At 45.2% G+C, this 12,550-nt stretch carries 12 protein-coding genes; 10 read left to right on the forward strand and 2 right to left on the reverse strand.

The annotated features are described in order from the left end of the window. Positions 1 to 73: 73 nt before the first annotated feature. On the forward strand, positions 74 to 637 hold the full coding sequence (locus MKZ16_RS11455; protein WP_076104608.1) for a TlpA disulfide reductase family protein: 564 nt from the start codon (positions 74 to 76) through the stop codon (positions 635 to 637). Positions 638 to 1,244: 607 nt separating this feature from the next. Here MKZ16_RS11455 and cimA read toward each other — a convergent pair. Next, entirely contained in the window at positions 1,245 to 2,864 is a 1,620-nt protein-coding gene (cimA, locus tag MKZ16_RS11460) for a citramalate synthase (RefSeq protein ID WP_036689313.1), read from the reverse strand. Positions 2,865 to 3,020: 156 nt separating this feature from the next. Here cimA and MKZ16_RS11465 point away from each other — a divergent pair, with 156 nt between their 5' ends. The 3 genes from MKZ16_RS11465 (at position 3,021) to MKZ16_RS11475 (ending at position 6,284) form a co-directional block, all read left to right on the forward strand. Further along, positions 3,021 to 4,313 carry a DNA polymerase IV gene (locus MKZ16_RS11465; RefSeq protein ID WP_038574341.1) on the forward strand — a complete coding sequence of 431 codons (1,293 nt, stop codon included), beginning with the start codon at positions 3,021 to 3,023 and terminating at the stop codon, positions 4,311 to 4,313. A 160-nt stretch (positions 4,314 to 4,473) separates the two neighbouring features. Beyond that, positions 4,474 to 4,716, forward strand: coding sequence for a ferredoxin (locus tag MKZ16_RS11470; protein ID WP_036689316.1), 243 nt, complete (start codon positions 4,474 to 4,476; stop codon positions 4,714 to 4,716). Positions 4,717 to 4,850: 134 nt separating this feature from the next. Beyond that, entirely contained in the window at positions 4,851 to 6,284 is a 1,434-nt protein-coding gene (locus MKZ16_RS11475) for a L,D-transpeptidase (protein WP_038569833.1), read from the forward strand. Here the strand turns inward: MKZ16_RS11475 and MKZ16_RS11480 are convergent. Next, positions 6,281 to 6,418, reverse strand: a complete 138-nt coding sequence (locus tag MKZ16_RS11480) for a hypothetical protein (RefSeq protein ID WP_167348489.1) — start codon at positions 6,416 to 6,418, stop codon at positions 6,281 to 6,283. The genes MKZ16_RS11475 and MKZ16_RS11480 overlap by 4 nt on opposite strands. A gap of 209 nt (positions 6,419 to 6,627) precedes the next feature. Here MKZ16_RS11480 and MKZ16_RS11485 point away from each other — a divergent pair, with 209 nt between their 5' ends. From MKZ16_RS11485 to MKZ16_RS11510, 6 genes are all read left to right on the forward strand, one after another. Next, entirely contained in the window at positions 6,628 to 7,722 is a 1,095-nt protein-coding gene (locus MKZ16_RS11485; protein WP_038569835.1) for a quinone-dependent dihydroorotate dehydrogenase, read from the forward strand. Positions 7,723 to 7,756: 34 nt separating this feature from the next. Then, a complete protein-coding gene (locus MKZ16_RS11490; protein WP_036689325.1) occupies positions 7,757 to 8,569 on the forward strand; it encodes a GTP pyrophosphokinase family protein in 813 nt (270 codons plus the stop codon). Continuing rightward, positions 8,559 to 9,011, forward strand: coding sequence for a DUF309 domain-containing protein (locus MKZ16_RS11495; RefSeq protein ID WP_036689328.1), 453 nt, complete (start codon positions 8,559 to 8,561; stop codon positions 9,009 to 9,011). The genes MKZ16_RS11490 and MKZ16_RS11495 overlap by 11 nt, the downstream gene beginning before the upstream one ends. A 101-nt stretch (positions 9,012 to 9,112) precedes the next feature. Continuing rightward, positions 9,113 to 10,633, forward strand: coding sequence for an RsmB/NOP family class I SAM-dependent RNA methyltransferase (locus tag MKZ16_RS11500; protein WP_036689330.1), 1,521 nt, complete (start codon positions 9,113 to 9,115; stop codon positions 10,631 to 10,633). A gap of 2 nt (positions 10,634 to 10,635) precedes the next feature. Continuing rightward, positions 10,636 to 11,400 carry a pseudouridine synthase gene (locus MKZ16_RS11505; protein WP_076104609.1) on the forward strand — a complete coding sequence of 255 codons (765 nt, stop codon included), beginning with the start codon at positions 10,636 to 10,638 and terminating at the stop codon, positions 11,398 to 11,400. A 261-nt stretch (positions 11,401 to 11,661) separates the two neighbouring features. After that, positions 11,662 to 12,462, forward strand: a complete 801-nt coding sequence (locus MKZ16_RS11510) for a Cof-type HAD-IIB family hydrolase (RefSeq protein WP_036689337.1) — start codon at positions 11,662 to 11,664, stop codon at positions 12,460 to 12,462. Positions 12,463 to 12,550: the final 88 nt, after the last annotated feature.

Genomic DNA, 12,550 nt, shown 5'->3' on the forward strand with positions numbered 1-12,550 from the left:
GAATGGTTTGAAATTTAACCTAATGAGGGTACAATAGTAGAAAACTATTCCAATTGTAAAGGAACAGATGACTATGAAAGCAAGTAACAAATTAAATATAACAGTGTTGCTCATAGTTGTATGTGTTGCTGTGTTTGCGGTGTGGCATAATCGTGAGCCAAAAGCAGAAGCTGTGCTTGCGCAGCAAAATGAGCTGCCGATGAAGAGTGGACCTAAGGCTGGACTGCGTGCACCTTCGTTTTCACTTCAGGGAACAGATGGGACTACCTATGTTGTTGATGGCCTCAGAGATAAAGCGGTAATCCTTAATTTCTGGGCTTCATGGTGTGATCCCTGCCAGCAGGAAGCTCCTGAACTTAATACCATGGCCACTAAGTATAAGGATGTTCTAGATATTTACGGTATTAATGTGAGCAGTCAGGATTATAAACCCAATGCTGAACGTTTTATCAAGAAATACGGTCTTGTGTTTCCGGTTATGTTTGATGTAAAAGATGAGGTGTACAGCAAATATAATGGAGCTGTTTTTCCCACCAATGTGCTCATTGATAAGAATGGAGTGATCTCCGAGATTATTTTAGGTATTCTTAGCCCTGAAGAGTTGGAGGAGAAAATAATCAAGCTTACCGAATCATGAAGCGGGCTGTCCATATAAGAGACAGATCTGCTTTTTTCTCCAAACAGCAAAAGTCTAAAGATCAGCGATTCTTCTTATTGGAGGATCGCTGATCTGCGTTTTTGGTCATACGCGATTTGCTTTAGTGGACCACAAGCATTAATTTCACTATACCGTGGAGCAGAAATGGCTGGAACCCCGAAGGAAGCCGCGTTAGAACAATTAGGGAATTTCTCCCCATAAATTTGAGATATCGGGTCATTCAACGAATAATTAGGGAAAATATCCCTCTAATTTAGCTGTTTTGGAAAAAAATAATGAAATCACCCTAATTTTTAGGGAGGAATTCCCTATTTCTGTTCATTTATAGCGAATATCGGCTACTTTCAGGGAGTTTTTCCCTAATTACTCTACCGCACCCGCACCCGCACCCGCACCCGCACCCGCACTCCGCGCACCCCGCGCATCCGTACATCCCGCGCCGCCCACTGCCCACCACCCATAGTTTATGGGCTAAAGTAATAGTCCGTTATATAGCCTATTTAATAAAAAAGAAGCTGCCCTATAAGTAGAATTCTACTTTTGGGAAGCTTCTTTTTTTGTCTTACAAAAGTCTATAAGTGATCAATTAATGATTGACCAGGCCTCTAGGTTCATTGCTGGTTGTCTTCTCATTCTCCAAAGAGAGCTCATTGAGAAGCGCGTAGCGCATACTGTCAACAAGTGCCTCCCAGCTGGCTTCAATTACGTTACTGGAGACACCAACCGTACTCCAGGTGTCTGTGAAGTTCTTGGATTCAATCAATACCCTTACCTTCGCTGCAGTCTGATCCTGTTCATCTATTACACGGACTTTATAGTCGGATAGATGCATTTCCTTTAATTGTGGGAAATAGGTCTGTAATGCTTTACGAAGCGCGTTATCGAGTGCGTTGACTGGACCGTTACCTTCAGCAGCAGTATAAAGATTCTCACTGCCAACTTTCAGTTTAACGAACGCTTCAGATACTACTGGATGTTCTGCGGTTTTCTCAACTAACATCTTGAAGGATTCAAAGGTAAAGGTTTCATTCATCTCGCCGGTAGCTTCCCGAAGGAGTAGCTCCAGTGAGGCATCGGCACCTTCAAATTGATAACCTTGATGTTCCATCGTTTTAATCTTCTCGATCACCCGGCGAGCCTGCTCGCTGCTTGGATCCAGATTTAAACCCATATCCTGCGCTTTGGAGAGTACATTGCTCTGTCCAGCCAGTTCGGAGACCAGCACACGCTGCTTGTTCCCGACAAGCTCAGGAGCGATATGCTCATAGGTCCGTGAATCACGCATGATGGCGGAGACATGGATTCCACCTTTGTGGGCGAAAGCTGCATTTCCGACATAAGGCTGATTTACCGGCAGATTAACATTGGCCACTTCACTAATATAGCGGGCAGTGTTGGTAAGCTGTGATAATGAATCGCCTGGAATACAGTGATAACCCATTTTGATCTGTAGTGTAGGAATAATAGAACATAGGTTGGCGTTGCCACACCGTTCACCGTAACCATTAATGGTACCTTGTACTTGCCGTGCTCCAGCTCCGATGGCGCTAAGTGCATTGGCAACCGCCAGCTCACAGTCATTATGAGTGTGAATTCCGAGATTGGCTCCGGGTAATTGTTGATTTAGAGCGGTAACAATCTCATGAATTTCATAAGGTAAGGTTCCACCGTTGGTATCGCACATTACAAGCCAATCTGCTCCGGCTTCCCGGGCTTTGGACAGAACAGCTGCTGCATATTCAGGATTATTCTTGTATCCGTCGAAGAAATGCTCGGCATCAAAAATCACTTCAAGGCCTTGGCGTTTCAAGTAGGATATGGAGTCGCCGATCATGGCGAGGTTCTCCTCAAGCGTAGTCTGTAATGCAGTGTGTACATGGAAATCCCAAGATTTTCCGACGAGTGTAGCAGCAGGAACCCCTGCGTCAATCATACGTTTTAAATTGTCATCGTTTTCGGCCAAGGAATTCTTACGCCGAGTGCTGCCGAACGCTGTAATTTTGGCGTTCAGATGAAGCTCCTTGACTCTTTTGAAAAATTCAATGTCTTTATTGTTGCTTCCCGGGATGCCACCTTCAATATAGTGCACACCCAGATCATCGAGTTTCTTGGCAATCTTCAGTTTGTCGTCAGCCGACAGACTGATGCCTTCACCTTGGGTGCCGTCGCGTAATGTAGTATCGAAGATGGAGATGGACTTAGACATGAGAGTCCTCCTTATAGGGAAATGAATTTATATATTATAGCATTTTTACGCGGGAATGTAACAAAGAACTTTACAACCTCTTAAGTTGACCTAACCGCAGCGGAGAGTTATTCTAAATTGGACAATATAAAACCTGAGGATAAGAAGGTAGATATTGTGCAGAATGTTGATCAGTATTATCCAACGAGCGGCAGGGTTATCCTGCATGTCGATATGAATGCTTTTTACTGCTCTGTGCATGAGGCAGAGGACCCTGACCAATATAGAGGCAAAGCTACTGCGGTTGCGGGTAGTGTTGAATTGCGGAAAGGGATCATAGTGACTTGTTCCTACGTCGCCCGCAGAATGGGGATTTCGACGGGAATGCAAGTTCAGAAGGCGCTTCGTATTTGTCCATCGCTTATCGTTATTAAACCGGACTTCCATTTATACCGCAAATATTCTAATGCTTTTATGCAGATTGCATATAGCTATACTCCGTTACTGGAAGCAGTGTCCATCGATGAATGTTACCTTGATATAACTGGCTCCAGACAATTCGGTACACCCATGGAAATAGCGGAGATGATTCAGCGCCGTATAATGGAAGAATTGGGCTTGCCATGCTCAGTGGGGATCGCTCCCAATAAGCTGCTTGCGAAGATGGCTTCCGATTTAAAAAAGCCAAACGGCATTTCGGTGCTGCGGCTGCGGGATGTGCCTAAGATTTTATGGGACAAGCCCTGTAATGAAATGTTCGGCATTGGTGGAAAAACAGCAGAAAAGCTCCGCAAACTGGGCATTTACAGTATTGGTCAATTAGCAGCGGCTGATGAAAATATGCTGGTTGAGAATTTCGGAGTTATGGGCTCATGGCTAAAGCGTGCCGGCAACGGTATTGATCATGGGATCGTTAACCCTGAGCGGGAGCAGAGTAAGTCGATTGGGCACACCACAACATTGCCGCGGGATGTCGTAGGTCTTGCTGAGGTACGACCGATTTTGCTGAATTTAAGTGATCAGGTAGCTCGGCGATTGCGTAAGCAAGGTCTTGTTGCCTCAGGGGTACAGCTGACCATTCGGACGCCCGATATGAAGACTATAACCCGCTCGCGTCAGCTAGAGGCTCCTTCGGAGAGTGGGGAGGATATCTACAAGTCCGTCTGCGATCTATATGTTCGTCATTGGAATGGGGAGAAGCCTGTGCGGTTGCTGGGTGTGACCCTGCAGGGCTTGATTGCTAAAGAGGATTCCGCCATTCAGCTTGATTTGTTCGATTACGAACGTCAGCCTAAGAAAGAGTCTCTTAACAAGACTATGGATATGCTGCGTAATAAATTCGGTGAAAATGCAGTGTTAACTGCCGGGATGTTAAGCGATTCTCACTCTGCAAGGCTCCGCAATCATAAAGAACGGGGCACTTCACTGCAAAAGGATAATCTTCTATCTGTCGAGTCTGATAAAGAGTGACAAGAACATTCTATGACATGTCAAAATAGGTGTCGTAGAATGCGTCAGAAATGCAAACGTATTGAAAATCGATTGAAATTGTATTCTTTTTATATTAATATGAGAAAAATAAGACGCTGGTACAACAGCGCTGTATTGCTCAACGGGAGGCAGAGATAAAATGGCTAAGTACACTTGGGTCGAAAAAGACACTTGTATCGCTTGCGGTGCATGTGGCGCAACGGCTCCTGATATTTTTGATTACGATGATGAAGGTTTGGCAGAAGTTATTTATGAAAATGACGGAAACCACGGCATCACAGCGATTCCGGATGATTTGTTTGATGATCTCCAGGATTCTTGTGATGGATGCCCAACCGATTCTATTAAAATTGCGGATGAGCCTTTTAACAAAGAGGGCTAATTAACCGGGGTTTTGTAACTTCCAGCACAACATAAAGACATCTCCTGCGAACTTTTGTTCAGCTAGGGATGTCTTTTTTGCGATGTCTGACCGATATTAATGTAGGAAGGAATTATAAAATTTCGGAGGTTCCGATGAAAAATTCTCAGCACCTCAAAGCATATGTACAGATGCATCCAGACAATAAGATGGCATGGTACTTGCTGGGTAAGGAATACTATAAGAACGGTCAACAGGGGAAAGCTAACTATTGCTTCAATCAGGCTGGAGAAGTATATGAAGCTTTCGAGCATAGTAAGGTGCCTGCGGAAACGCTGCGGGAATATGAGGAAGGGCTGCTTCAGGCAAGCCGCCAGCGGGACCGAAGGCAGCAAAGATTCCGCTACATTATGCTTGGGCTGATGCTTCTATTACTGGTTATGGTGCCATCGGCTGTGGCTCCGGGTCTAGATATTGCGGGAGATCAGGATACGGTCCAAGACACGGTTACTTCTGAAGTTAAAGATCCGCTTGATCAAAAAGATATTGAGAAGGAACCCGTTCTAGAGGCACGAAAAATGATGTATACAGCGCAAGAGAGTGGAGCTTCGGCTTCGTCAGGGAAGCTGATGGCAACTATGCTAATGCGCAAGGAACCGTTTCAAGCTGCTATTTTGGGCATGGAGCGGGAAGGGAAGTGGCTGCTGTGGAAAGAGAAGCTTCCGCTGAATTCCACATTGCAGAAGAATGGGAATGGACGGTTGGTATACCAATCCTATGATTCAGCGGCATGTGCATGCGAACCGCCAGAGCAAGGGGAACTTGCGGTGGATGCAGCTAAGTGGCAGGGTGATCAAGAGGAGCTAGCTACATTATGGAGTGCAATGAGGGCTTATCAGAATCATAAAGGCAAGCTTCCGGTTTCCTTGGCGGAATTGACTAGACCTTTTCCGGAGAATTGGATTGGCGGGACGACACCAGTCATGAAGCGTGATTTTAATTCTCTAAAGGAAGTAGCAACTGCTAAGGCACTTGGGATACCAGAAGTTGCGGAGGAGCCTCCAAGCTCAATTGTTGAGGCGGGAATGGGCATACCGACGGCGTTAAGCGAGAGTGGAAGTAATGGAAAGGGCGTTCCCTTTTTTGACCAGCCGCTTAGAGTGATTGTGGATAAACAAAAACACCGCTTGGCAGTAGTCAGCGGCTCTGTTATTCTGCGGAATTATGAGGTAGGTCTTGGGGGAGACAAGACTCCAGAAGGCAACTTCATCATTACAGATAAAGTGGTCAATCCAAACGGTCATGATAATGGGGAGTTCGGAAGCCGCGGACTACAACTTTCAGATAGTAATTACGCTATTCATGGCACCAATGAGCCAGAAAGTGTCGGCAAGGATGAATCCCTTGGCTGTATTCGGATGAGTCGAGAAGATGTGGAAGAACTATTCGCTATGATTCCAAAAGGAACAAAAGTGGTGATCAGTAAAGGGGTTCTGCCTGAAAAGCAGCTGCTGCCGGCGAAACGCTTCAACCCTGCTGCTCCGTATGATCAGACCAACCCCCACAAAGTATATCACTGGCTGAATTAGTTCCCGGCAACTATAAACAGAACGATGATGAGAAGAATTAGTAAAGTTAAACTTACGCCGATCCACATTAGCGCTTTACGATTAACTTCTTCTTTCTTTTGCTGCAAAGTTGGTGGTTTACGTTTAGTTGACATCCAGCATACCTTCTTTCTCTCTTAATCGCTGATTACCCCTATATTGTAATGCGTTTACAAGAAAATTACTATACTTTGGGTTAAGCTCTCTGCACACTTACAGGGTAAAATGCTTTTCTTTTGTTCAAGAAAAGGCTAAAATTAAGAAGAAACCTACAGAATCGGGTAGACACGTGGATTAGTGAAGTACCCCTTAAGGAGCGAGAACGGTGTTGTATCGTAATTTTGGTAAACCAATTTTCTTTAAGCTGGACCCTGAGAAGGCTCACCATCTCGTCATAGGTGGATTGGATAAATCATCATCAGTTCCAGGGGGAAGCGCGGCATTGCGTTTAATGTATGGCGTTCCTGAAACGGCAGATTTAGCAGTTGATCTGTTTGGCATACATTTTCCGACTCCAGTTGGACTGGCAGCAGGCTTGGATAAGAATGCCGAGGCCGTTTCTGGATTCTCTTCGATCGGATTCGGATTTATGGAAGTGGGGACGGTTACCCCTAAGGGTCAACCGGGAAATGATAGCCCGCGTTTGTTCCGTCTTCCCTCTGATGAAGCTCTGATCAATCGTATGGGCTTCAATAACGAAGGGGCTGACGCTATGGCAGAGCGTCTAAAAAAATTAAAAAATCGCAGAGTTCCAATAGCAGTAAATATTGGACGGAATAAAATAACTAGTAATGAAGCGGCTCATGAAGATTATCGTCAGTGTATCCGTACGCTTTATCCGTACGGTGATTTTTTTGTGGTCAATATCAGCTCACCAAATACACCGGGGCTGCGCAGTCTCCAGCATGGCAGCGAATTAGCGTTCCTACTAGCACAAGTAAAGGAAGAAATGGAGATTCAGCGTAAAGCCACCGGCATGAATAAGAGCTTGTTGGTTAAGATTGCTCCAGATGTAAGTGATTCTGAATTGGAGTATATGGTTCAATCACTGACAGAAGCTGGTATGGATGGTATTATTGCTACGAATACTACATTGAACCGGGATGGACTTAGTCATGAAAAGGCTAATGAGACAGGTGGATTAAGCGGTAAGCCACTTCGTGACCGGTCAACGGAAATTATTCGTAGGATTTATCGCCAGACTGAAGGGAAGATGCCGATCATAGGTTCAGGGGGCATATTCACCAGTCAGGATGCGTATTACAAGATAAGAGCAGGCGCAAGTCTGGTCGAAATTTATACAGCACTTATCTACGAAGGACCGGAGGTTAACCGCAGGCTGCATGCCGGATTACGGCAGCTCTTACGGCGGGACGGATTCAGTCATATCTCTGAAGCAGTGGGTGCTGATCATCACTGATTGAAGGAGTCGAAAGGACAGGAGGACGAAGGCGATGGACGGCAGGGACTGGGGAACTTTTTTGCTTCCATATGAACAGACAGTGGAAGAATTGAAAGTTAAATTCAAAACAATGCGTTCGGAGTTGAAGAAAAGAGAGGAATACACGCCGATTGAATTCGTAACTGGTCGTGTAAAGCGGCTGTCAAGCATTTTGGAGAAGGCTAAGCGCCTGAATGTGAAGATGGAAGATCTGGAGACGGGCATTGAAGATATAGCCGGGATCCGGATTATGTGCCAGTTCGTGGAGGATATCCGCAGAGTGGCTGAATATATCCGGGCTCGTAAGGATCTTGAAGTCCTGTATGAGAAGGATTATATCACCAATTATAAAGAGAGCGGCTATCGCAGCTTTCATATGATTATTAAATATCCTGTGCAGACAGCTCTGGGACAAAAAATAGTGCTCGCAGAGATCCAAATTCGTACACTAGCTATGAATTTCTGGGCAACCATAGAGCACTCTCTGAATTATAAATATCGGGAAAGCTTGCCGGATGAAATGCGAGTGCGCCTGAAAACCGCAGCTGAAGCAGCCTCCATCTTGGACAGCGAAATGTCCAGTATTCGTGATGAAATTCTGGAAGCGCAAAAGACCTTCGAGGAAAACTCGAATATGACGACTCAAATTCTCAAATCTATTCATCAATTGTATTTCTATCATTTGGTGAATGAGGCTATAGATACTCAGGCTCGATTTAACGAAATATGGCAGGCTCAGGACATGGAAGCGATGAAGGAGCTTCTGGATCATGTACGGGGACTTCTCTCCGCAGCTAAAAAGGATAGTTTGCCGGATGGCTTATGATCCGTTGTACTTGGCTTATCTAGTGTACTTTAATCGTGACCGGGATTATTTCGAATGTCACGAGGTGCTCGAAGAGCTATGGCTTGCCAAGCAACGCGACCCATTGTACAAAGCACTTCTCCAAGTAGCTGTTGGGTTGTACCATTGCCGCAATAATAATATGCGTGGTGCAACGATTATGCTAAGTGGGGCTGCTGCCAAGCTGGAAGAATATTCAGCAGTGACACTTGGCATTAATTTGGCTAAGCTAGTGGTGGAAGTGAAGGATTATGTTCGCCGCTTGGAGTCGTGTGAGCAGCAGCCATTTTCTTATTATGATCTGACTATAGAAATCATTGATCAAGGTCTGGCGGACGAAGTGAACTCTGCGGCTATGGCGATCACACCGAATAATCCTCAACGACGAGGTCCTCAGAGACCGACCTCTTCTCATCGTAAATAATGATCCTCTATAAATGAGTATTGCCAAAGGGACACCCGTAAGGGTGTTCCTTGAATCTTTAAACACCTAAATTTTAGCAGTACTATCAGGAGGACGGCATCATGGCGGCACAACTGCCCAGTTCTTTCAGCGAGCGTATGATGGACTTGCTGGGAACGGATTATAATCAATTTGCGGATTCGTACAAGGAGACCCCTAACGGAGGCGTTCGTGTTAATACATTGAAAATTTCAGTGGAGAAATTGCAAGCTCTTTCCACTTTAGAGCTGGAACCCATTCCGTGGTGTCCAACCGGATTCTATACAGAGGATGGGGCCAGACCAGGTAAACATCCACATTATCACGCGGGATTGTATTACATTCAAGAGCCAAGCGCTATGGCACCTGTGGAACTGCTTGATGTACAGCCAGGAGATCGTGTCCTTGATTTATGCGCTGCACCTGGGGGCAAATCCACACAGATTTCTGCCAAGCTCTCAGGAGAAGGCTTGTTGGTTACCAATGATCTTCATCCAGAACGCACGAAAGCCTTAGCCAAAAATCTAGAGCTGTATGGGGTGCGCAACGGTATCGTATTAAACGAAAGTCCAGATCATATTGCAGCGGCATTCCCGCTTTATTTTGACAAAATCTTGATTGATGCTCCATGCTCAGGTGAAGGGATGTTCCGTAAAGACGAAGACATGGTGAAGCAGTGGGATTCAGGTACACCTGCCAAATATGCTGCCATGCAGCGGGATATTTTACGTTCTGCTGCAACAGCGTTGGCACCGGGAGGTACACTTGTCTATTCCACCTGTACATTTGCTACAGAAGAAAATGAGGAAATTATAGCGGAGTTTATTTCTGAACATCCACAGTTTTCGGTGATTACAGTTGGAGGCACCGGCTCGTTTGCTCCAGGTTTTGGAGAATTATCAGGGACGGCAAGACTATGGCCGCATAAAGTAAAAGGTGAAGGACATTTCATGGCTGTGCTGCAGCATGTAGGGCCAAAGGTATCTGCGGAGGAACGTGATCAAGCCGAAGTTAAGTTGAGCGCAGTTACACGGAATACGAATAAAAAAGGCACTGCTCATGTTAAATCCTCAAACAAACCAGAAGCCAGACGAGGGAAAGAAGGTAAGTTCTCTAATAAATCTGCTGCTGGCGCTGAACGTGGCCGTCAAGGTTCAGGAGAAGAGCAAGCATTGGCTGCATATGGAGATTTTATAAAAGATCAGCTTGGCTGGGAGCCAAAAGGGTATCCGATTTTCTTCGGTGATCATCTGTACATCTCCCCACTACCTAAGGAAAGATTAAATGGATTAAAGGCGATTCGTCCAGGATGGTATGTAGGACATGTCCGTAACGGCAGATTTATCCCAGGACATCCAATGGCTACCGCGTTACACCCTGAAGAGAGCTGCCGAAGTGTCTCACTTTCCAGTACGAGTAATGAAGCTATTTCCTATCTTAAAGGAGAGACATTGTTGATTAGTCAAGAACGTCTCTCTATTAAAATAGGAACTACCCAAAAAGGATACGTGCTGGTCTGCATAGATGGTTATAGTGCAGGCTGGGGGAAGTGGCAGGACGGTGTGCTCAAGAATGAATATCCCGCAGGCTGGAGGTGGATGTAAGAATGAGCCTATCAGGGAAAACTGCAAAAAAGCAGCGTTTAGATAAAGTATTGTCCCATATGGGGGTAGGATCACGCAGCGATATTCGTAAACAAGCCAAGCAAGGTTTAATTACCGTGAATGGTGCAGTCGTCAAGGATAGTGGATTTCATGTAGACCCTTATCACGATAAAATTGTGGTTGGCGGCGAGCTTGTTACCTATCGTGAATTTATTTATCTTATGATGAATAAGCCACCGGGAGTTCTGTCGGCAACAGAGGACAAGCGGGATCGGACCGTTCTGGATCTTTTAAAGCAGGAATATGTACAGTTTGAACCTTTTCCTGTAGGAAGGTTAGATAAGGACACAGTAGGGCTGCTTCTGCTCACCAATGATGGAAAGCTTGCCCACGAACTACTATCGCCACGCAAGCATGTCCCTAAGACTTATGAAGCTACAGTTGAGGGAGACGTAGATGCAGACGATGTAGCGGCTTTTGCGGCAGGTGTCGAGCTGGAAGATGGATATGTTACTTTACCTGCACAGCTAACTATATTGGGAAGAGAACGCGGCAGTAAAGTAATCTCCCATATTTCGCTGATCATCACAGAAGGAAAGTTTCACCAGGTGAAGCGAATGTTCCAAGCTGTCGGCAAAAAAGTCACTTTTCTGAAACGAGTATCTATGGGAGAATTGAGGCTGGACGAAAGTCTGCTACTGGGAGCTAGCCGGGAACTTACGCTAGAGGAACTGGCACTCTTAAGTACAGAAGCACCAGAACAATAATATATAGAAAAAATGGTATATAAATTGAATTTGGAAACTTGGGATAAGGGAATGGAGTGACGGAGGGGAAATTTGGAACTGTAAGAGCGATAGCGACCGCCTTTGTTTCCGGATTTCAACCACTATTAAACGGTATAAATCAAGAAATCTGGAAACAACAGCGGCTGGAAGCCCAAATATTCACCGCAGTTGCGACTGAAACTTAACTCAAATAGCCAGGTTCAATATATATAGAAAAAGAAAGACAAGGATGGTGGGAGTATGAGATACAAACTGATTGCACTAGATGTGGATGGTACACTGTTGAATGATGATCACCACTTGAGCACTGAGAATAAAGAAGCCATTGCTGAGGTTACGCGTCTTGGCGGGCAAATCGTGTTATGTACCGGCCGCAGTCCGCAGAACTCGATTCCTTTTATGGAGGAAATGGGGTTGTCTGGTTATGTGCTGGGTCATAACGGAGCTGCAACGGTTCGTGTGAAAGATCGGGAAGTGCTGCATCAATACGGTATGGATGCTCGTGGTCTTGACCCTTATATTGATTATTGTAGAAAGCATGATATTCATTATGATGTGAATACGGCTTTTGATATGTATGTAGATAATGTAGAAAACCTGACCAAAGAAGCCAATTATATGTATGAACACTTCCGTATCGTGCCGGCTACACTGCCAGCATGGGAAGATTTCCGTGAACCGGTTGTTAAGTTTACTGTATTTACACAACCAGAAATCCTTGACGAAGCTGAACGTGAATGGCGTACTTGGACCCATGAGTACAATATTTTGCGCAGTGGTGAATTTTTCGTTGATTTGATGCATCCGGAAGCCTCCAAGGGCAACGCCTTAAAGAATCTGGCTGTGAAGCTGGGAATTCCGCAAGAGGAAGTTCTTTCGATCGGTAATTATTTTAATGATATTTCTATGCTTACATACGCGGGTATGGGCGTTGCGATGGATAATTCTCCGGTTGAGGTCAAAGCGGCAGCGAATGCTGTAACGGGGTCTAACAACGAGCATGGTGTGCGAGATGCGCTGGTTAAATATTGTTTATCTTAATAATGGAAAGCATAAAGCGGACTTGAGTCCGTTCTATGCTTTTTTTGTTGTGAAGGAAATAAAAGAGATACATAAACAGAATTGATTC

The sequence above is a fragment of the Paenibacillus sp. FSL R5-0928 genome (assembly GCF_037970385.1).
Taxonomy (GTDB): domain Bacteria; phylum Bacillota; class Bacilli; order Paenibacillales; family Paenibacillaceae; genus Paenibacillus_AQ; species Paenibacillus_AQ odorifer.